We start from the raw sequence: 19133 nt of genomic DNA, 5'->3' as shown, positions 1-19133 counted from the left end.
GAGGGGAGTTGGGGCGGTGCGGGGGGGCGTGGGGGGGAGCTTGGGGGGCAAGGGTCAGCGGTAGCCGGCCCTGGTGCGGATGCGGGCGACGCCGGCGAGGACGAGCAGGGTGGTGGCCATCAGGGCGACGGCCAGCGCGGCGCCGGTGAAGAGGGAGCCGCGGTCGGTGGCCGCGAAGATCTGGACGGGCAGCGACATCCAGTCCGGGGGGTAGAGCATCATCGTGGCGCTCAACTCGCCCATGGAGAGGGCGAAGCACAGGCCGGCGGCCGCGGTGAGGGACGGCAGGAGCAGCGGCAGCTTGACCCGCCACAGGACGTACGAGGGGCGGGCGCCGAGACCGGCGGCGCTCTGCTCGTAGGCAGGGTCGAGGCGGCCGAGTGCGGCGGTCACGGACTGGTGGGCGAAGGCGGTGACCAGCACGGTGTGGGCGGTGATCACGATCTGCGGGGTGCCGTTGAGGAGGAACGGGGGCCGGGAGAAGGCGACGAGGAGGGAGAGGCCGACGACGACGGAGGGGACGGCGACGGGGAGGAGGAAGAGGGTGTCGAGCAGGCGGCGGGCGCGGCGGCCGAGTCTTTCGGCGGCGAGCGCGGCCCAGGTGCCGATGACGAGGGCGGCGGCGCCGGCGGCGAGGGCGGTCAGGACGCTGGTGAGCAGGGCGGTGGGGGCGCTGCCCTGCGCGATGTCCTGATAGTTGGTCAGGGTGAGGTGGGAGGGGAGGGCGCCGCTCCAGTCGGCGGCGAAGGAGGCGGCGGCGATCACCAGGAGCGGGAGGGCGAAGACGGGCAGGAAGAGGAGGAAGAAGGCCGCCCACACGGCCCGTCGGGCGGACGCGCTAGGCACGAGCATGGTGGGCGGCTCCGGTGCGGGTGGGGGTGTCCGTGCGGGGGCGGCCGGTGGCGGTTCGGTCGCCGGTGGCCCGGTCCGGGCCGGTGCGGGGCCGGGCGGTGCGGGAGGTGCCCCGGCCGGCGGCGGTACGGGAGACGGCCGTCCGGTAGAGGGCGTAGAGCGCGGCGGACAGCGCGACGTTGACGACCGCGACGACGCAGGCGCCGGTGTAGTCGCCGTCGAGGATCGCCTTGCTGTAGACGAGCACCGGCAGGGTGACGACGTTCTTGGCGCCGGTGAACAGGACGATCCCGAACTCGTTGAGGCTCAGGACGAGGACGAGCGCCCCGCCGGCCGCGAGTGAGGGCAGCGCCTCCGGGAGGATCACCGTCCGCACGATGCGCCACGGCCGCGCGCCCAGGCAGGCGGCGGCCTCCAGCTGGCCGGTCTCCACCTGGGAGAACGCGGCGAGCAGGGGGCGCATCACGAACGGCGTGAAGTAGGTGACCTCGGCCAGCAGGACGCCCCACGGGGTGTGCAGGAAGTCCAGCGGGCCGTGGGCGGCGCCGGTGAGGTCCGTCCACAGGCCGTTGGCGATGCCGGCGGTGCCGTAGAGGAACAGCAGGGCGAGGGTGATCAGGAAGGACGGGAAGGCCAGGAAGACGTCGATGAAGCGGGCCAGGGCCCGGCCGCCGGGGAACGGGACGAAGGCGATGACGAGGGAGAGCGCGAGGCCGAGCAGCAGCGCGCCGAGGGTGGCGCCGGCCGCGAGGAGCACGGTGGTGGCGAGCGCGCCCTGGAAGGAGGCCGTGGCGAGGACGGCGGCGTAGGGGGCGGTGGAGGCAGCCGCGCCGTTCTCGGGGGTGACGGACTGGGCCACCACCAGGGCGAGCGGGTAGAGGAAGACCAGGCCGAGGGCGGCGGCCGGCGGCAGCGCCCAGAGGGCCGCGGTGCGGCGGGGGTGGGTGCGGGGCTGGTGTTCAGGCATGCGGCGCCCCGTCCGCCACGAGGCCCGCCGGGATGAGGACGGCGTCCTCCGGGGCGAAGTGCAGGGCGATCTCGGTGCCGGGCGCCGGGGGTTCGCGCAGTTCGCGGACGTCGGCCATGATCCGGTGGCCGTGGGCCGCGACGTACAGCCGGTGGGTGGCACCGCGCCACTGGATCTCGGTGACCGTGCCGTGCAGGGTGTTGCCGCCGGGCGCCGGGCTCGGGCCGAGGCCGACGAGGTGCGGGCGGACGCAGAGGGTGGCGGTGGCTCCAGAGGCGGCCTCGCCGACAGGAACGGTCAGCGGCCGGCCGGCGAAGTCCGCCCCGCCGTCGCGTACGGTCACCGGCAGCAGGTTCGCGGTGCCCACGAACGAGGCGGTGAACTCGGTGCGCGGGCTGCGGTAGAGCTGCTGCGGGGTGCCGCAGTCGCGCAGCCGGGCGTTGTCCAGGACGGCGATCCGGTCGGCCAGGGTCAGCGCCTCGACCTGGTCGTGGGTGACGTAGAGGATGGTGACGTCGGGCAACTCGCGGTGCAGGCGGGCGAGTTCGGCGAGCATGTCGGAGCGGAGCCGGGCGTCGAGCGCGGACAGCGGTTCGTCCAGCAGCAGGACGCGGGGTCGGATGGCGAGCGCGCGGGCGATGGCGACGCGCTGCTGCTGGCCGCCGGACAGCTCCCGGGGGTGCCGGGCGGCGTAGCCGGCCATGCCGGTCATCTCCAGTGCCTCGGCGACCCGGCCGGGGATCTCGGCGCGGGGCGTCTTGCGCGCCTTGAGTCCGAAGGCGACGTTCTCGGCGACCTTCATGTGCGGGAACAGCGCGTACTGCTGGACGACCATGCCGATGCCGCGCTTGTACGGCGGGAGGTCGGTGACGTCCCGGCCGCCGATCAGCACCCGGCCGCGCACCGGCCGGACGAAGCCGGCGACGGCCCGCAGCGCGGTGGTCTTGCCGGAGCCGGACGGGCCGAGGAGGGCCATCACCTCGCCGGGTTCGACGGTGAGGTCGAAGGAGTCGAGGACAGTGTTCTCACCGTGCCCGCCGTGTGGGCCGTAGCCGACGGTGACGTCGTCGAAGCGGATGCCGCAGGCCGGAGCGGTGGCGGGCGCGCCGGGGCGGGCGGGGGCGGCGGTGGGGGCGGGCATCTCACACCACCCCCAGCAGCGCGGGCAGTTCGGCGACCGACCCGAGGACGTGGGTGGCGCCGGCGGCCTCCAGTTGCGCCGCCTCGTGTGCCCCTGTCAGCACGCCGGCGACGACCGAGGCGCCGCTGCGGCGACCGGCGATCATGTCGTAGGAGGTGTCGCCGGCCACCGCGATCTGCCGTACGTCGGCGGCGGCGCCGGTGCGGAGCAGGGCGGTGAGCACCATGTCGGGGTAGGGGCGGCCGCGGCCGCCGGCGTCGGCGGGGCACAGGGTCAGCGCGGCCAGGTCGCGCCAGCCCAGGGCGTCGAGGATCGCGTCCTGGGTGACGCGGGCGAAGCCGGTGGTCAGCACGACGGTGCGGCCGGCCTGCCAGAGGGTCTCGATGGCCTCGCGGGCGCCGGGGAGGGGGGCGATCCTGCCGTCGTCGACCAGGTCGCCGTAGGCCGTCTCGAAGGCGCGGTTGGCGCGGCGGGCGGCGTCCTCGGTGGCACCGGGGTCGCCGTCGGGGGCGGCGAAGAGGTGCCGGAAGACGGAGATCTTGGATTCGCCCATGGTGGCCCGTACGTAGGCGAGTTGCTCGGCGTGGGCGGGGCTGCCCGGCTCGACGCCCATGTGCCGGGCGGCGGCGTCGAACGCCTGCTCCACCAGGCCGTCGTCGGCGACGGTGGTGCCGGCCATGTCGAGGACGGCCAGCCGGACGGCGTCCCGGTCGTGCGCGGTGGGGGTCGGACGGGGTGTCAACTGGCTCACCATCCCAGTTCGTTCGCGGTGGTTTCGGCGATGGCCGGGGAGCAGGTCATACCGCGTCCGCCGGGCCCGGTGACCAGCCAGACGCCGTCGCGGACCTGCTGGCGGTGGACGACGCGGGTGGTGTCCGTGCACTGGGCGTAGACCCCGGCCCAGCGGTGGCGGATGCGGGGCAGCGGGCGGCCGAGGATCGTCTCGACGACACCGGTGAGGTGCTCGTAGGGCTCCTCGACGGTGTCGAAGGCGAACGGCGCCCGGTATTCGTGGGTGTCGCCGATGGTCAGTCCGCCGTCGGCGCGCTGGACCATCAGCAGCTGCATCTTGTGCGCGGCGGCGGTCGGGGTCTGGGCCTGGCCGGCGTTGAGGGCGTCCAGGGCGTCGCCGCGGTAGGCGGGGTAGTAGCGGAAGCTGTCGGCGTCGGCGACGGAGGTGGTGAGCGGTTCGCCGAGCGGTTCGGTCTGCATCATCTGGAGGCGTACCCGGCGCACCGGCAGGTCGGGGACGAGTTCCCGGACCAGGCCGCCGAGCCAGGCGCCGGTGCACAGGACCACCGCGTCGCCGTGATGGGTGTCGCCGTGATCGTCGCGGACCGCGCGCTCCCCGACCACCTCGCGGACCTCGCGCCCACCGAGGTAGGTGTACCGGCCGGACGCCAGCAGCGCTTCCTTCAGGGCGCGTTGGGCGACGCGGGGTTCCACGGCGGCGTCCCGTTCGCACCACAGGGCGCCGGTGAAGTCGCCGCGCAGGGCGGGGTTGACGGCGCGGGCCTGCTCGGCGTCGAGGAGGCGGTAGCCGCGGTCGTCGGCGTCGGGGCGGCGGGTGGCGGCCTCGGCGACCGCGCGTTCGGCGTCGTTGCGGACGACGGTCAGCGAGCCGATGGCGCGGAAGCCGACACCGGGGACGCGGTCGCCGATGCCCTCCCAGAGTTCGCGGGCGCGGAGTGCGGTGGCCAGCTCCTCGCCGCCGGCCCGGCCGCTGACCCAGATCTGCCCGAAGTTGCGGACCGAGGCGCCGCGGGCCTCGGCCTCCCGCTCGATGTGCAGGACTTCGTGGCCTCGTTCAACTGCGTGCCAGGCGTGCAGGGTTCCCAGCACGCCGGCTCCGACGACTATGACTCGCATGCCCCAGACGGTCGCGGCGGTGGGTGGCCCGCGGGGGGCGGTTCGGCGACGGGACGGTGAACAGGGGTCCAAAGTTGGCCTAGACCCGTTATCCTTCCGTGATATTGCGACGGGGTCGCGGTGCCGCCGTCCGGATCCGGGGCGGCCGTGGCACGCGGCGGCCGGGCGGCTACGGGGTCGCGGGCCGGGTGCCCAGATGCGCGGTGAACGAGAACCGGTCCCCGCGGTACAGCGACCGCACCCGCTCCAGCGGGCGCCCCTCGGTGTCCCGCGACAGCCGGTGGATCAGCAGCATCGGCAGTGCGCCGGGGGTGCCGATCAGCAGCGCCTCGCGCGGGGTGGCCAGCACCGTCTCCAGGCGCTCGTCCGCGTCCCCGAAGCCGATGCCGAGCCGCTCGTGGAGGTAGGCGTAGAAGGAGGAGTCCGGCGCGAAGTCGGCCGCCAGATCCGGGACCCGGGCCACCGCGACGTAGGTGCTCTCCAGCCCCACCCGCTCGTCGTCGGCGAGCAGCACCCGCTCCATGTGCCAGACCTCGTCGCCGGCCGCTACCGCAAGATCGGCGGCGAGCGCCGGCGGGCAGGGGAAGCGGTCCAGCGAGACCAGGTGCCGGCCGGGGGTGCGGCCCTGACGGCGTACGCCCTCGGTGTAGCTGGCGAGGGACAGCGGCTGCTCCATCTTGGGCCCGGCGACGACCGTGCCGCGCCCCAGCCGCTTCAGCCGCCCCTCCAGTACCAGCTCGCGCAGGGCCTGGCGCAGCGTCTCCCGCGAGACCGCGAACCGCAGGGCCAGTTCACGCTCCGCGGGCAGCGGTTCGCCTTCGCCCAACTCCGTGAGCAGTGCGGCGATTTCGACCTTCGCCGCGTAGTACTTGGGGATGCGTCCGTGCTCGGGGATGCCGGACCGGATGGGTGCGCCAGGTTCCTGGCCGTACGGGAACTCCACCCGGCGATCTTCGCACCGGCGGCGGGGGCGTGCGCCACGCCCCTCGGGTAGCGGCGCGCGCCTGTGACCCATCCGCCGGGCCCTAGCGGAACAGCCCCGTCAGCACCAGCTCGGCGGCGCCGTCCGCGACGGTCCGGGACCCGCCGCGGGCCAGGGCCACCGCGGGCGCGGCCCCGGGCCCGCCGCCGGACGCCGGCCGCGGCCGGCCGCGCAGCGCCGCGTGGTCGGCGAGGACCCGGGCCACACCGTCCCGGAACGCCTCCGGGTGTGCGCGTACGGTGCGGCCCCCGAGCAGCACCCGGTCGATGTCCAGCAGTTCGACGAGGTTGGCCGCGGCCACGCCCAGCACCCGGGCCGCCGCCGGGAGATCGCCGCGGGCCACCGCCGCCAGGCACAGCGCCTCGACGCAGCCGCGCCGCCCGCAGCCGCACCGCGGCCCGTCCAACTGCACGACCTGGTGGCCGAATTCGCCGGCGCCGGTGTGCGGGCCGCGGTAGAGGGCGCCGCCGAGGACGAGCCCGGCGCCCAGTCCGGTGCCCAGGTGGAGGTAGGCGAAGGAGGCGCCGGCCTCCTCGGGTGCGCGGCCGATGCCGAGCGCCGCCGCGTTGGTGTCCTTGTCGAGGACGACGGGCAGGCCGAGGCGGGCGGCGAGCGCGTCCCGCAGCGGGAAGCCGTCCCACTGCGGGAGGCCGGTGACCTGGCGCAGCACACCGCTCCCGTGGTCGAGCGGCCCGGGGCAGGCCACCCCGGCGCCGAGCACCGGCGGCCCGCCCGCCGCGTCCCGCAGCGCCGCGACCTCGCGCGCGGCGGTGGTCAGCACCGCCTCGGCGCCGGCGCCGAGATCCAGCGGCGCCCGGCGCTCCGCGACCGGCCGGCCCGCGAGGTCGGCCAGCACGCAGCGGATCTCGTCGCGGTCCAGGTGCAGGCCGACGGCGTACCGGGCGCCGGGGACCAGGCGCAGTACGGTGCGGGGTTTGCCGCCGGTGGAGGCGCGGCGGCCCGCCTCCTCGGCCAGGCCGTCGGCCCGCAGCCGGGCAGTGATCTTGCTGACCGCCTGCGGGGTGAGACCGGTGCGCTCGGCCAGCTCCGGACGGCTGGCCCCCGCCTCCCCCGCCGCGCGCAGCAGCCCGAGCACCAGCGCGGCGTTGTGCCCGCGCAGGGCGAGGAGGTTCGCGCCGGGGCCGGCGGCGGATGTCGTGGGGGCGGTGGCCGGGGGGTCGGGATCGTTGCTGCTCACACCCCCATTGTCCGCGCTGCTTGCACTTTGGCAACAGCGTTGCGAAAGTGGACGGCATGAATGACCCCCTGGGCACCCCCCACTCCCCCCGCCCGCCCTTCCGCGTCGGCCTCGTCGGATACGGCCTGGCGGGGTCGGTCTTCCACGCCCCGCTGATCGCCGCCACCGAAGGGCTGCTGCTCGACACCGTCTCGACCTCCGACCCCGAACGGCAGGCTCAGGCCCGCGCCGAGCATCCGCAGGTCCGCACGGTGGCCACCCCCGAGGCCGTCCTGGACCGGGCCGCCGCCGGCGAGCTGGACCTGATCGTGCTGGCGAGCCCGAACAAGACGCACGTCCCGCTCGCCACCGCCGCGCTGGAGGCCGGTGTCCCGGTCGTCGTCGACAAGCCGCTGGCCGCCACCGCCGCCGAGGCCGAGAAGCTCGCCGCGCTCGCCGCCGACCGCGGGCTGCTGCTCTCCGTCTTCCAGAACCGCCGCTGGGACAACGACTTCCTGACCGTGCGCAAGCTGATCGAGGACGGTGCGCTCGGCGAGGTGTGGCGCTTCGAGTCCCGCTTCGAGCGCTGGCGGCCCCAGCCCAAGGGCGGCTGGCGCGAGTCCGGCGACCCGGCCGAACTCGGCGGGCTGCTCTACGACCTCGGCAGCCACCTCGTCGACCAGGCGCTGACCCTCTTCGGCCCGGCCGCCTCCGTGTACGCCGAGTCCGACATCCGCCGCCCGGGCGCGGAGGCCGACGACGACACCTTCATCGCGATCACCCACGCCAACGGCGTCCGTTCCCATCTGTGGGTGAGCGCCACCACCGCCCTTCTCGGCTCCCGCTTCCGGGTGCTGGGGAACCGGGCCGGCTACACCAAGCACGGCCTGGACCCGCAGGAGGCCGCGCTGCGCGAGGGCCAACGCCCCGGCGACGAGGGTGTGGAGTGGGGCGTGGAGAAGCGGACCGGCTGGGGCCGCCTCGGCGCCGGGGCGGCCCCCCGCAGCGGCGGCGGCGAGCCGGTGGAGACGCTGCCGGGCGACTACCCCGCCTACTACGCCGCGATCGAGCGGGCCCTGCGGGAGGGCGGCGAACCGCCGGTGACCGCCGCCGAGGCCGCGGCGGCGCTGCGCGTCCTGGAGGCCGCCCGGATCTCGGCGGCCGAGGGCCGGACGGTCCGGATCGGGGCGGCGGCATGAGCGGGTCCGCGGGGGCGCCCGCCGCGGTCGACGAGATCGGCGAGCTGACCGCCCAGGAGGAGCGGCTGCTCTTCGACACCTTCGGCAACGACGAGGCCTGGGCGCTGGGTTCGCTGCTGGTCGCGTTGGCGCGGGAGCGCGGCGCCGCCGTCACGGTCGGCATCCGGCGCGGCGGCCAGCAGCTGTTCCACTGCGCCCTGCCGGGCACCTCCGCCGACAACGACGCCTGGATCGCCCGCAAATGCGCCGTCGTCGAGCGCTACGGGGAGTCCTCGTACCTGGTCGGCGCCCGCTTCCGCGCCAAGGGCCGGACGTTCGAGGAGAGTTCCCGCCTCGACCCGGACCGCTACGCGGCACACGGCGGCGCCTTCCCCGTCCGGCTGCGGGGGACCGGCGTCGTCGGGGCGGTCGCGGTGTCCGGACTGCCGCAGGCGGACGACCACGCGCTGGTCGTCGAGGCGCTGGAGCGGTTTCTCTTTCCTTCCCACGTTGTCGGCTGACCCACCGTTTCGCTGCGCTTTGCCGCGCCCCACGTTTTTGGCTGCGACGCCGTTGCGCCTGCGGCGGGCGGGGTCCGCTGCGCGGGGCTTTCGGGATGCGGTGACGGTCCTCCGGGGCCGGTGTGCAGGACTGCTTCGCTTTACGTCCTGCACACCGGCCCCTCCGGCCCGTCCCCTCCCGCGGGTGGGGGAATAGAAGGGGATCCCGGCTTCTGTCCGGTGGTCAAAGCTCGCCGCCACTCTGGCGCTCGCGGGCATGCGAACGGCCACCCTCCGTGGTGGCGTTGGACGGTGGCCGTCGCGCGTGTGCTAGGCCGTGAATGCGTCATCCTTCACCGACTCGATGAATGCCGACCACTGCGAGACAGGGAAGATCAGCGCGGGTCCGGAAGGGACCTTTGAGTCGCGGACGGGAATGAGTCCGGATGGGGCGAACGCACGGGAGAACTCTATGCATTGCCCGCCACTTGAGCCGCTGTAGGAAGATTTCTCCCAGACAGCCTCGGTCAACGTCATGACAGATACTCCTTGCGGATTTTGTCGATAAAGGTAAGTGAGTCAGTGGGCGCCAACGCGTGTGACCTCAGCCGATCGTAATGCTCCGAGAAGAGAGCCACGGTTTCGGGTTGTTGGTAAAGTCGCCCTCCCTGCGGATCATCCGAGTACACAACGCTGGGATCCTCGCCAAAGGTAAGCAGAGTAAACGCCGGGACATGTGCCGCCGCAGCTCCGACAGAAAACGGCACGACCTGAAAGTCCACACTCGGCGATTCGGCCGACAAGACGAGGTGATCAAGTTGCGCGGCCATTACGGCAGTTCCACCTACTACTGTGCGCAAACAAGCCTCGTGAAGCACAACCCAAACCAGTGGCCGGTTATCCTGAGTCAGGATGTCGCGTCGCCTTAGACGTGCGCCCACCTTGGTGTGTATAAATTCTGCGGACTCACGCGGATGCCCCGCGCGGAAGACGGCGTGCGCGTACTCCTCGGTCTGAAAAATCCCCATGATGCTCGTTGTTGAGAAGTCGAGAACCCGCGACGCCTCCCGCTCTCTTTCGAGATACGGCACAAACCACGAGGGGTTGTCGTCGCGTTCAATGTCTCCGAGCAGTCGCACAAACATGCCGCGTGTCTGAAACACGCAGTCGCACTTCTCCGCGAACCGTTGAGAGGGCTTCATCGTGCCCTTTTCAACCTTTGACACATACGCCTCTGAATAACCGGCATACGTCCCAAGGTGTTTCTGCGTGATCTTCCGACCCGTGCGCACGTCTCTGACCGTTGCCCCAAAGCGCTGCAGCGGAGTCAAGTACCCCAGCCGTTCGTCCTCGGCCACCCCTCTGACCTCCCCCTATGCCGGCGCTGAACGATCAGACGCCAGGGCTGTACTTGACTGCCGCGTGGTCAAGCCTCTCAAGGCTACTGGTTCTGTGGTGAGTTGATGCCTCCACCAGAACGCGAAAGACCCCGGCGACCGACCGCACGGCCCGGGGCGCGGCAACCAACCACCAGGAGGTTGACGACATGCGCAAACGCAGCCTGTGGCTCTCCGAACTGCTTTTGCGGGCTCTGTGGCTCGCGGCGCACGGAACCTACGCCGGACCGCGCCGGATTCACCATCTGGAGGTGGTGAGTTGACGCCCCGCAACTGCCGCCCCGTTCACCTGCCGGACCCGGTTCCGGTGCCCGAGCCCGAGCCCGAGCCCGCTGCCGGGTGCGACGTGTGCGCCGCCCTGGCCCAGCAGCGTGCGGTGGCGCGTGCCGTCGGAGACATGACGACGGTGATCGACCGCAACGTCGAGATCCGTCGGCACCCCCACGCGAAGGCGGTGCGCACATGAGCGCGGGCGCATGGTCGCGGTGGTGCCACTGGGCCGAGGAGGCGTGGAACCGGCACGTCAGGTATCGGGAACCTTACCGGCAACTCGACCTCGTGCGGGCGGAACTCAAGGCCCGTACCGCGTGGATGGACGAGCTGAGCGAGGAAGACCTCGCGGAGCTGCTGCGTGGTCTGACCGCGTGCGTCGACGCCGTACGGGCAACGGGCAGCGACGCCGAGCGTCAGGACGGCACGCCATGAGGAAGCGGTGCGGGGGTCCGGTGACGGTTTCTTCCACCCATGGGCCCGCACCGTCCCCCTACGTGCACCCCCACCGGTTTTACCCACCCACAACGGGAGGGGACGGGCCGGAGGGGCCGGTGTGCAGGACGTAAAGCGAAGCAGTCCTGCACACCGGCCCCGGAGGACCGTCACCGCACCCCGAAAGCCCCGCGCAGCGGACAACACCCCGCGCCGAAGGCGCAAAAGCGAGCAACCCCCACGGCGGGAAAGCCGAAAACGTGGGGAGCTCAAGCAGAGCGCAGCGACTGCCGCTGCCGCCCCAACCCGTCGATCTCCAGCTCCACCACGTCGCCGGCCCGCAGATACGGCTTCGGCTCGGGCTGTCCCATCGCGACCCCGGCCGGAGTGCCGGTGTTGATGACGTCGCCCGGGTAGAGCGTCATGAACTGGCTGACGTAGCGGACCACTTCGGCCACCGGGAAGATCTGCTCGGCGGTCGTGCCGTCCTGCTTCAGCTCCCCGTTGACCCACAGCCGGATGCCCAGGGCCTGCGGGTCGGGCACCTCGTCGGCGGTCACCAGCCACGGGCCCAGCGGGTTGAACGTCTCGCAGTTCTTGCCCTTGTCCCACTGGCCGCCGCGCTCGATCTGGAAGGCGCGCTCGGAGACGTCGTGCGCCACCGCGTACCCGGCCACCGCCGCGAGCGCCTGCTCGTCGCTCTCCAGGTAGCGGGCGGTACGGCCGATGACGACGGCCAACTCCACCTCCCAGTCGGTCTTCACGCTGCCGCGCGGCACCAGGACCGGGTCGTCGGGGCCCACGACCGTGTCCGGGGCCTTCATGAAGATGATCGGCTCCTCGGGGGTCGCGGCCCCCGTCTCCCGGGCGTGGTCGTGGTAGTTCAGCCCGATGCACACCACCTTGCCGATCCGGGCGACCGGCGGGCCGGTGCGCAGCCCGGCGGTGTCCAGCGCGGGCAGCCCGCCGGACGCGGCGGCGGCCCGTATCCGGGCCAGCGCCGCGTCGTCCGCGAGCAGTGCGCCGTCGATGTCCGGCACCGTGTCCGACAGGTCCCGCAGGACGCCGGTGTCGTCGAGCAGCGCCGGGCGTTCCGCCCCCACCGTTCCGACGCGCAGCAGCTTCATCGTCACAACTCCCGTGGTCGTAGGGTCGGCCCCGAAGGGTTCTTCAGGGCCGGCCGATGGGGGACGGCCATCGAGCGTTTTGGCCGATCCTCCAAGAACAGGGTCCGGTCCGCAAGACCCCCGTCCACGGAGTGGACCGCTACCGAGGGGTAGTAACGGCCTGGTCAGCAGCGGAGGAAGATCCGGGCGCCGGATCCGCCGGTTCCGCCGGTTCCGCCGGTCCAGGCGTGGCGGCCCGGCCGCCGTCCTCGCCCGGCTTCGCGGCCCGGTCCGCCCGCGCGGCGGCGTTCGCCCGCGCCCGGGCGGCCTGCTGCCGGGCCGCCCGCGTCCTGGGCGCCCGCTTCCGCGCACCGCCGCCGGACGGCGTGCGGCCCTGCGCTTGAGCGGGGGCCGACTCCGGCTCCCGCACCGGCTTCCGGTCCCGGTTCAGCAGCGCCCGTTCGCACGCGGTCCAGGCCGTCGAGGTCACCAGGTAGAGCCCGGCCGCCAGCGGCACCACCGCGACGGTGATCAGCGTGCCGAAGGACAGCAGCGGCATCACCTTGGCGAGGGTGCCCATACCGGGTACGGCCGTACCGCCGGGGCCCGCCGCCGGCGCCGGGTTGGCCGCCGCCGTGGCCCGCGCCCGCCGGTAGTTCCAGGTGGCGACCGCCCCGATCAGCGCGAACAGCCCGAGGTAGACCAGCCCGTGCGGTCCGAACACCCCGCCGTCCGCGAGCGCCTGGCGCCAGCTGCCGCCGAGCGGCGCGCCCAGCAGCGTATGGCCGAGCAGGGTCGCGTTCCCGCTGGTGAAGATGCGGTACGTCACGAAGAAGACCGGCACTTGGAGCGCGGTCGGCAGGCAGCCGGCCAGCGGCGAGGCGCCGGACTTGGCGTACAGCTCGGTCATGGCCTGCTGGAGCCGTTCGCGGTCGCCCCGGTGCCGGCGCTGGAGTGCGGCGATCTGCGGGGCGAGCGCGGCACGGGACTTCTCGCCGCGGGCCGCGGCGCGGGCGAGCGGGTGCAGCGCGGCGCGCACGCCGAGGGTGAACAGGACGATGGCGACGGCCGTGGCCGAGGCGCCGAAGAGCGGGGCGAGGGTGTCGGCGCCGCGCGCCAGCGCATCGCCGAGTACGTCGAAAACGGACATGGGTGAGCCCTCCACGGGTCTCGTCGTGCCGGAACGGGATCGGCGTGACGAGCGGCGTGGACGCGCACCGGTACAGGGGCGGGGCAAAGGGGGCGGCGGGCGGGAGCGGGCAGGCACGCGGGGGCGGCGGAGCTGCCGGCCCGAAAGTGCCGTGAGTGCCCGCGAACACCCGCGAAGAGTCCTGAATGCCCGTGAATCCCGGGGGCTGCCCGGGAGTTGCGCCGAGGTGCCGGGGCGTCTACGCGGCCGTCGGGAGGGCGCGGCCCGGTGCTCGCGGGCGCGGCCGGCCGGCGGCGTCGGGGTCGCGCTGCGGCAGGAACGCCGTACGGCGCTCGCGGTCGCGGATGGCCGTGCGGATGCGGCCAGGGGGAACCGGGCGGGCGGTGGCCGCCAGGGCCAGGGCGCTGCACAGCAGCAGGATCGCGGCGGCGGTCGCTGCGGCGGTCAGCGCGGTCGTCAGACCGCTCTGGGCGAGCAGGAGTCCGGCGAGGAGGAAGAACAGCGCGGAGGTGTAGAGGCGCCAGGCGTCGACGATGCGATACATCCGGCGTCCCCCTCTTCCCGTGGCCCGGTGGGCCGTTCGCGCCCGGCGCGTGGTGGCACAGGGCTCGTTCCGCGACAAAGACTTGTCGACTTCCGCTCAAGAGTAGCCGTACTCCTGGGCAGCCGGGAAACCTGCCGGTAACTTCCCTCCCCCCGAGGGAGGTCCCATGCGCGACATCAGCGTCCCGGCCCTGGCGGCTCCACTGCGGACCGGCGGCCTCGCCGACTCCGTCTTCGACACGGCCGCGCACCGCCCGGACTTCGCCCAGCTCGCCCGCCGCGACGCCGATGCCCCCGGTGGCTGGCGCGAGGTGTCCGCGGCGACGTTCCGCGACGAGGTGACCGGGCTGGCCAGAGGGCTGCTGGCGGACGGCATCCGGCCGGGCACCAGGGTCGCGGTGATGTCCCGCACGCGGTACGAGTGGACGCTGTTCAGCTATGCGCTGTGGGCGATCGGCGGGCATGTGGTGCCGGTGTACCCGACCGCGTCGGCCGAGCAGCTGCGGTGCATCCTGACCGGGGCGCGGGTGGCGGCGATCGTCGTCGAGAACGAGGCGCAGGCGATGACGGTGGCCGAGGCGTGCGACGCGACCGACCGGGACCCGGCGCTGCGGCGCATCTGGCAGCTGGACCGGGACTGCGTACGGCGGCTGACGGAGGAGGGCACCCGGCTGCCCCGGGCGGAGGTGCACCGGCTGCGCCATGCGGTCGCCCCGCACAGCACCGCCGCGATCGTGCACACCTCGGGGACCACCGGCCGGCCGCGCGGCTGCGTGATCACCCACGCCAACCTGGCCGCCGAGTGCGACACCCTCCTCGCCGGCTGGGGCGGCCTGCTGGCCGCGCCCGGCGAACGCCCCTCGCTGCTGGCGTTCCTGCCGTTCGCGCACATCTACGGGCTGATGGTGCAGGTGGCGTGCCTGCGCGGCGGGGTGCTGCTCGGCCACCAGCCGGAATGGGCGTCGGAGGAACTGCTGCCGGCGCTGGCGTCGTTCCGGCCGACGTTCCTCTTCGCGGTGCCGTACGTCTTCGAGAAGCTCACCACCCGCGCCCGGCTGGCCGCCGAACAGGCCGGCCGGGGGCGGATGTTCGACGCGGCGATGGCGGTGGCGGTGCGCCACGCGGAGGCGCAGGCGGCGCGGGCACGGGGCACCGGGCGCGGCCCCGGCCCGTGGCTGCGGGCCCGGCACGCGCTCTACGACCGGCTGGTGTACTCCCGCCTCCGCGCGCTGCTGGGCGGCCGGGTGCGGACCGCGGTCTCCGGCGGCTCACCGCTGCGCCGGGAGCTGGGGCTGCAGTACGCCGGCGCCGGCATCACCGTCTACGACGGCTACGGCCTGACCGAGACCAGCGGGGCGATCACCGTCCAGCCCCCGGGCCGGGTGCGGTTCGGGACGGTGGGCCGCCCGCTGCCCGGCAGCGCGGTGCACCTGGCGCTGGACGGGGAGGTGTGGGTGCGCGGGGCGGTGGTCTTCGCCGGATACCTCGACGACACGGGACTGACCGGCGGCGGCTACCGCGGCAACTCCCCCGGCCTGTACGGCGGCTGGCTGCCGACCGGCGACCTCGGCCGGCTGGACGAGGACGGCTATCTGGTCATCACCGGCCGCAAGAAGGACGTCATCATCACCAGCAGCGGCTCCAGCGTCGCCCCGCAGGCACTGGAGCAGCGGCTGTGCGCCCATCCGCTGGTCTCCCAGTGCGTGGTGGTGGGCGACGACCGCCCGTACGTGGCCGCGCTGATCACCCTGGACCCGGAAGCGCTCGCGCACTGGCGGCGGCTGCGCATCGAGGCGGCGGCCGGCGACGGCGACCCGGACGGCTCCGGGGCGGCGCCGCGGGTGCCGTCGCCGGAGGAGGAGTTGCAGGCCGAGGTGCGGCGGGCGGTGGCCCGTGCGAACGCCGCGGTGTCGCGCGCCGAGTCGATCCGCGCGTTCCGGGTGCTGCCGGGCGAGTTCAGCCAGGAGGCGGGGCTGCTGACGCCGTCGCTGAAGCTGCGCCGGGCGGCGATCGTCAAGGCGTACGCGTCCGAGATCGACGCGCTGTACGCGGGCTGACCAGCGCGTATCCGCCCGCGGCGCACACCGGGACGTTAGCAGGGCCGCGGCGGCGCGGGCCGGTATTTGTCCAGGGGTGAGGATCCGGGGCCGAACGGCCCCGGCCGCGCCTAGCGTCCCGGTCATGCGCTCGATCCCCCGCACCAGGAAGAAATCCCCCGCCTCCGGGCGGGCCATCGCCACCGGCCTGGTGGTCTGCGCGCTGCTGGCCACGCTCACGGCGCTACTGCTGCCCGTGCAGCTCTTCGGCGAGAGCGCGTCCGCGGCCACCAACACGGTGGGCTACGACGACGACGGCGGGGGCACCGTGAACACCCGCTACGGCCCGCTGACCGCGATGGACCGGGACTTCGTCAAAAAGGTCCGGCTGGCCGGCCTGTGGGAGATGCCCGCCGGCCGGCAGGCGCAGGCGCGCGGCCGGACCGCCGCCGTCCGCACCGCGGGCGACCATCTCGTCGCCGGCCACACCGAGTTGGACCGCCGGTCGCGGGAGGCCGCACAGCAACTCGGCATCGCACTGCCCAACCAGCCCACCGCCGAGCAGCAGGGCTGGCTCGACCAGCTCGGCGCCGCCTCGGACGAGAACTTCGGCCCGCTCTTCGCGGAGCTGCTGCGCCGCTCCCACGGCAAGGTCTTCGGTCTGGTCGCGCTCGTCCGCGACCAGACCCGCAACTCCGTCGTCCGCGCACTGGCCGACCGGGCCAACGCCGTCGTCCTGGACCACATCACGGTCCTGGAGCACACCGGCCAGGTCGACTTCGGCACCCTGCACAGCACCTGACGGAGCCGCAGGCCCCGGTACCCACCCTCCCCCAGTCCCCCCTTCCCCTTCCCCTGCCCCCTTCCCCACCTCCTTCCTGTCCCTTCCCCGCACCCTCCCCTCCCCTCCCCTGCCCTTCCCGTCCCTCCCCAGTCCCAGCGCCTCCCCTTCCCCCAACGGACGAAGCGAAGTGATCCCCACATGAGCCGACGGACCCACCCACAGCGCCACCAGCAACGCCAACAGGCCCACAAACGCTCGCGGTTGAGTACCCGCATGACGGTCGCCGCGATGGCCCTCCTGCTGGGCGGCGGCGCGCTCACGGCCATCGCCAGTACCGCACTGGCCCACAACTCCGGCCCGGACCCCGTACCGGGCCATCAGCACCTCACCGCGACCGCCGCCACCATCTCCTGCCCCGATGTCGGCGAGAACCTGCGGACGGTACCGAGCGGCGCCCGCCTCCAGGTCTCCCAGGGGCTGGCCTCCCTCGACCGCCAGGTGTCGGACGCGTACCGGACGATGACGTCGGGCGGCGGCAGCAGCGCGACGCTCGGCACGCTGGAGCGGCAGCGCCGGCAGACCATCGGGGCGATGGCGGACGCGATCGCCCACGGCGGCGCCCAACGCCCGGACGACCTGATGCGGATGAGCGCCTGCACCACCAAGCCCACCGGAACGTCCCCCGACCGGGACCTGAGTTGGCGTCAGGGCCAAAGTCAGAGCCAGGGCCGGGGCAGAAACCAGCGGCAGGGGCAGCAGCCGGGCCAGGGGCAGAGCGGGCACCACCAGCAGACCGGGCCCTCGCAGGACGACTTCACGGACATCACCACCGTCGCGCCGGGCACCGGCGGCCCGCCGTTCCTCACGCCCAGGGGCCGGGGCGCGTCCACCGGTACCTTCACCAGCGCGTGCGGACGCAACGAGAACGGCCACTTCAACTCCGACAACGTCATCGTGACCCCGGGCGTGTCCAACGGCGCCCACCACACCCACGACTACGTCGGCAACAAGACCACCGACGCCTTCTCCACCGAGCAGTCGCTGGCCGCGTCCGGCACCACCTGCTCCAACGGCGATCTGTCCACGTACTACTGGCCGGTGCTGCGCAAGCTGGACGGCACCACCTCGCCGAAGCCGGGCGCCGGGGGCGACGGCAACTCCGGCTCGGTGCTGACCCCGGCCTCGGTGACGCTGACCTACCGCGGCAGCCAGACGGGCGCCGTACGGGCGATGCCGCGCTTCCTGCGGGTGATCACCGGCGACGCCAAGGCGTTCACCAACGGGCCGAAGAACGCGCACGCCTCCTGGAGCTGCACCGGTTTCGAGAACCGGCAGCTGACGGACAAGTACCCGCTGTGCCCCAGGGGTTCGCAGGTGGTCCGCACGCTGGCCTTCCCCGGCTGCTGGAACGGCCGCACCACGGACAGCGGCAACCACCGCGACCACATGGCCTTCGCCGGCCGGAACGGCGCCTGCCCGCAGGGCTTCACGGCGGTGCCGCAGCTCGTCGAGCGGCTGACGTACGACGTCCCGCCGGGCGACAGCTTCGCGGTGGACAGCTTCCCCGAGCAGCTGCGCAAACCGGTGACGGACCACGGGGACTTCATCGACGTGATGCCGGACGGGCTGATGAACCGGGCGGTCGGGTGCATCAACGGCGGGCAGACCTGCTCCTGATCCCGCACGGCAGTCGGCCGCCGTCCCCGCTCCGGGAAGGAGCGGGGACGGCGGCCGACGGTGTGTTCGGTGGGTACGGCCGGCGCGTCACAGGCCGTTGACCCGGGCCTCCCTGGCCATGCCGAGGGGCCGGATACTGGACGCCACCGCGCGCGCCCGGCGGCCGGCGCGGGCCCGCCGGCTGCGGACATGGGCCATCAGACGGCGGCTGCGGAGGGCCATCTCCAGCTCGAAGCGGGTCCGCGGATCACGCAGCGCCGGGCCGAAGAGCTTCTCGATCTGACGCAATCGGTAGCGGACGGTCTGCGGATGGACGTGCAGCAGCTTGGCGGCCTCGGGGGCGCCGCCGCCCTCCAGCCAGGCCAGCAGGGTGACCTCCAGCCGCTCGTTCTGACGCGGCGTCAACTCGGCGAGCGGGCCCAGCCAACGGGACGTCAGGGCGTCGGCCAGCGACTCGTCCTGGAGGAGCAGCAGCGCCGAGAGGTGGTCGTCGACGAACGTGGGGCGCGTCTCCGGGCCGCCCCGGCCGGGCGCCAGGGACAGCAGATAGCGCGCCCAGCGCAGCGAGGAGGCGGCGTCCGCGGCGGGGACGGCATGGCCGACGGCGGCGGCGCGGCCCTTGAGGGCGGCTTCCAGGCGGGCCCTGGTCTGGGTCGCCGGGTCGGGCACGAAGAGGGCGGCGTAGCCGTCGACGCTGCCGATGAGCGCGTGCCCCAGGGCGGCGGCCAGTTGGGGCGCCTCGGCGGGGGTGGCGAGGACCACGGCCTGGACGGTGTCGGGGACCGGCCAGCCGGCCGCCCGGGCCAGTTCACCGAGGCCGCCCTCCGGGGTCTCGCGCTGTCCGGCGAGGACGTCGAAGAGGTCCTGACGGGCCCGAGCCACCGGCATCGGGGTCACGACGGACGGCACCGCCGGGGGCTTGCTTTGCGATGATTTCTGGTACCCGAGACAGGTCAGCAGTGCCTGTTCCAGCGCCCATTGGGCATCTTCCACAGGCGTGTCACCGAGAAGTGCGGCCATTGCCGGAAATCCACGCTGCAACTCCGCGACCACCTCCTCCACAAGGTCC

Annotated in this window: 20 protein-coding genes; 7 read left to right on the top strand and 13 right to left on the bottom strand. The window is 73.6% G+C overall.

Going from position 1 to position 19133, the window contains the following annotated elements; translation table 11 throughout:
- Positions 1 to 54: 54 nt before the first annotated feature.
- The 7 genes from GR130_RS05190 to GR130_RS05160 all read right to left on the bottom strand — a co-directional run bounded on the left by GR130_RS05190 (position 55) and on the right by GR130_RS05160 (position 7009).
- A complete protein-coding gene (locus GR130_RS05190) occupies positions 55 to 852 on the bottom strand; it encodes an ABC transporter permease (protein ID WP_159503606.1) in 798 nt (265 codons plus the stop codon).
- Complete coding sequence (locus GR130_RS05185; protein ID WP_236572805.1) at positions 839 to 1819, bottom strand: 2-aminoethylphosphonate ABC transporter permease subunit; 981 nt, start codon at positions 1817 to 1819, stop codon at positions 839 to 841. Before GR130_RS05185 ends, GR130_RS05190 begins: the two co-directional genes overlap by 14 nt.
- Positions 1812 to 2960, bottom strand: a complete 1149-nt coding sequence (locus tag GR130_RS05180) for an ABC transporter ATP-binding protein (RefSeq protein WP_159503605.1) — start codon at positions 2958 to 2960, stop codon at positions 1812 to 1814. Before GR130_RS05180 ends, GR130_RS05185 begins: the two co-directional genes overlap by 8 nt.
- 1 nt (position 2961) lies before the next feature.
- Positions 2962 to 3714 (bottom strand): phosphonatase-like hydrolase, encoded by a 753-nt coding sequence (locus GR130_RS05175; protein WP_159503604.1) that lies wholly within the window; start codon positions 3712 to 3714, stop codon positions 2962 to 2964.
- The gene (locus GR130_RS05170) at positions 3708 to 4829 is read right to left on the bottom strand and encodes a TIGR03364 family FAD-dependent oxidoreductase (protein WP_159503603.1); all 1122 of its coding nucleotides are present in this window, start codon (positions 4827 to 4829) and stop codon (positions 3708 to 3710) included. The genes GR130_RS05175 and GR130_RS05170 overlap by 7 nt, the downstream gene beginning before the upstream one ends.
- 169 nt (positions 4830 to 4998) lie before the next feature.
- Positions 4999 to 5772: a GntR family transcriptional regulator gene (locus GR130_RS05165; protein ID WP_159503602.1), complete on the bottom strand. Its 774-nt coding sequence runs from the start codon at positions 5770 to 5772 to the stop codon at positions 4999 to 5001.
- Positions 5773 to 5854: 82 nt separating this feature from the next.
- Positions 5855 to 7009, bottom strand: a complete 1155-nt coding sequence (locus tag GR130_RS05160) for an ROK family transcriptional regulator (RefSeq protein WP_159503601.1) — start codon at positions 7007 to 7009, stop codon at positions 5855 to 5857.
- Between the two features lie 56 nt (positions 7010 to 7065).
- Between GR130_RS05160 and GR130_RS05155 the strand changes: the two genes are divergently transcribed.
- Positions 7066 to 8187: a Gfo/Idh/MocA family oxidoreductase gene (locus GR130_RS05155; RefSeq protein ID WP_159503600.1), complete on the top strand. Its 1122-nt coding sequence runs from the start codon at positions 7066 to 7068 to the stop codon at positions 8185 to 8187.
- Complete coding sequence (locus tag GR130_RS05150; RefSeq protein ID WP_159503599.1) at positions 8184 to 8687, top strand: heme-degrading domain-containing protein; 504 nt, start codon at positions 8184 to 8186, stop codon at positions 8685 to 8687. Before GR130_RS05155 ends, GR130_RS05150 begins: the two co-directional genes overlap by 4 nt.
- Before the next feature lie 309 nt (positions 8688 to 8996).
- Here GR130_RS05150 and GR130_RS05145 read toward each other — a convergent pair whose 3' ends face one another.
- Positions 8997 to 9203, bottom strand: a complete 207-nt coding sequence (locus GR130_RS05145) for a DUF397 domain-containing protein (protein WP_159503598.1) — start codon at positions 9201 to 9203, stop codon at positions 8997 to 8999.
- Positions 9200 to 10024, bottom strand: coding sequence for a helix-turn-helix domain-containing protein (locus GR130_RS05140; RefSeq protein WP_159503597.1), 825 nt, complete (start codon positions 10022 to 10024; stop codon positions 9200 to 9202). Before GR130_RS05140 ends, GR130_RS05145 begins: the two co-directional genes overlap by 4 nt.
- A 298-nt stretch (positions 10025 to 10322) precedes the next feature.
- On the opposite strand from GR130_RS05140, the gene GR130_RS05135 reads away from it, so the two are divergent.
- Entirely contained in the window at positions 10323 to 10529 is a 207-nt protein-coding gene (locus tag GR130_RS05135) for a hypothetical protein (protein ID WP_159503596.1), read from the top strand.
- Entirely contained in the window at positions 10526 to 10768 is a 243-nt protein-coding gene (locus GR130_RS05130; RefSeq protein ID WP_159503595.1) for a hypothetical protein, read from the top strand. Before GR130_RS05135 ends, GR130_RS05130 begins: the two co-directional genes overlap by 4 nt.
- A gap of 269 nt (positions 10769 to 11037) precedes the next feature.
- Here the strand turns inward: GR130_RS05130 and GR130_RS05125 are convergent, their stop codons facing one another.
- The 3 genes from GR130_RS05125 to GR130_RS05115 form a co-directional block, all read right to left on the bottom strand.
- Positions 11038 to 11895, bottom strand: a complete 858-nt coding sequence (locus GR130_RS05125; protein ID WP_159503594.1) for a fumarylacetoacetate hydrolase family protein — start codon at positions 11893 to 11895, stop codon at positions 11038 to 11040.
- Positions 11896 to 12034: 139 nt separating this feature from the next.
- Complete coding sequence (locus tag GR130_RS05120; RefSeq protein WP_159503593.1) at positions 12035 to 13024, bottom strand: YidC/Oxa1 family membrane protein insertase; 990 nt, start codon at positions 13022 to 13024, stop codon at positions 12035 to 12037.
- A 238-nt stretch (positions 13025 to 13262) separates the two neighbouring features.
- Positions 13263 to 13568, bottom strand: a complete 306-nt coding sequence (locus tag GR130_RS05115; RefSeq protein WP_159503592.1) for a DUF6412 domain-containing protein — start codon at positions 13566 to 13568, stop codon at positions 13263 to 13265.
- Between the two features lie 166 nt (positions 13569 to 13734).
- On the opposite strand from GR130_RS05115, the gene GR130_RS05110 reads away from it, so the two are divergent.
- From GR130_RS05110 to GR130_RS05100, 3 genes are all read left to right on the top strand, one after another.
- A complete protein-coding gene (locus GR130_RS05110; protein WP_159503591.1) occupies positions 13735 to 15624 on the top strand; it encodes an AMP-dependent synthetase/ligase in 1890 nt (629 codons plus the stop codon).
- Positions 15625 to 15748: 124 nt separating this feature from the next.
- A complete protein-coding gene (locus GR130_RS05105) occupies positions 15749 to 16405 on the top strand; it encodes a DUF4142 domain-containing protein (RefSeq protein WP_159503590.1) in 657 nt (218 codons plus the stop codon).
- 255 nt (positions 16406 to 16660) lie between these two features.
- Entirely contained in the window at positions 16661 to 18064 is a 1404-nt protein-coding gene (locus GR130_RS05100; RefSeq protein ID WP_159503589.1) for a DUF1996 domain-containing protein, read from the top strand.
- 87 nt (positions 18065 to 18151) lie between these two features.
- Here GR130_RS05100 and GR130_RS05095 read toward each other — a convergent pair whose 3' ends face one another.
- A complete protein-coding gene (locus tag GR130_RS05095; protein ID WP_328707544.1) occupies positions 18152 to 19084 on the bottom strand; it encodes a PucR family transcriptional regulator in 933 nt (310 codons plus the stop codon).
- Positions 19085 to 19133 lie beyond the last annotated feature (49 nt).

The organism is Streptomyces sp. GS7 (genome assembly GCF_009834125.1).
GTDB lineage: Bacteria > Actinomycetota > Actinomycetes > Streptomycetales > Streptomycetaceae > Streptomyces.
Note: the sequence above shows the minus strand (reverse complement) of the source record. Positions and strands in the feature narration are given on the sequence as shown.

Coding starts and splice junctions, on each gene's coding strand:
- GR130_RS05155 (WP_159503600.1), top strand. CDS start 7,066: ATGAATGACCCCCTGGGCACCCCCCACTCCCCCCGCCCGCCCTTCCGC.
- GR130_RS05190 (WP_159503606.1), bottom strand. CDS start 852: ATGCTCGTGCCTAGCGCGTCCGCCCGACGGGCCGTGTGGGCGGCCTTC.
- GR130_RS05125 (WP_159503594.1), bottom strand. CDS start 11,895: ATGAAGCTGCTGCGCGTCGGAACGGTGGGGGCGGAACGCCCGGCGCTG.
- GR130_RS05145 (WP_159503598.1), bottom strand. CDS start 9,203: ATGACGTTGACCGAGGCTGTCTGGGAGAAATCTTCCTACAGCGGCTCA.
- GR130_RS05150 (WP_159503599.1), top strand. CDS start 8,184: ATGAGCGGGTCCGCGGGGGCGCCCGCCGCGGTCGACGAGATCGGCGAG.
- GR130_RS05120 (WP_159503593.1), bottom strand. CDS start 13,024: ATGTCCGTTTTCGACGTACTCGGCGATGCGCTGGCGCGCGGCGCCGAC.
- GR130_RS05170 (WP_159503603.1), bottom strand. CDS start 4,829: ATGCGAGTCATAGTCGTCGGAGCCGGCGTGCTGGGAACCCTGCACGCC.
- GR130_RS05095 (WP_328707544.1), bottom strand. CDS start 19,084: ATGGCCGCACTTCTCGGTGACACGCCTGTGGAAGATGCCCAATGGGCG.
- GR130_RS05180 (WP_159503605.1), bottom strand. CDS start 2,960: ATGCCCGCCCCCACCGCCGCCCCCGCCCGCCCCGGCGCGCCCGCCACC.
- GR130_RS05115 (WP_159503592.1), bottom strand. CDS start 13,568: ATGTATCGCATCGTCGACGCCTGGCGCCTCTACACCTCCGCGCTGTTC.
- GR130_RS05130 (WP_159503595.1), top strand. CDS start 10,526: ATGAGCGCGGGCGCATGGTCGCGGTGGTGCCACTGGGCCGAGGAGGCG.
- GR130_RS05105 (WP_159503590.1), top strand. CDS start 15,749: ATGCGCTCGATCCCCCGCACCAGGAAGAAATCCCCCGCCTCCGGGCGG.
- GR130_RS05100 (WP_159503589.1), top strand. CDS start 16,661: ATGACGGTCGCCGCGATGGCCCTCCTGCTGGGCGGCGGCGCGCTCACG.
- GR130_RS05175 (WP_159503604.1), bottom strand. CDS start 3,714: ATGGTGAGCCAGTTGACACCCCGTCCGACCCCCACCGCGCACGACCGG.
- GR130_RS05110 (WP_159503591.1), top strand. CDS start 13,735: ATGCGCGACATCAGCGTCCCGGCCCTGGCGGCTCCACTGCGGACCGGC.
- GR130_RS05185 (WP_236572805.1), bottom strand. CDS start 1,819: ATGCCTGAACACCAGCCCCGCACCCACCCCCGCCGCACCGCGGCCCTC.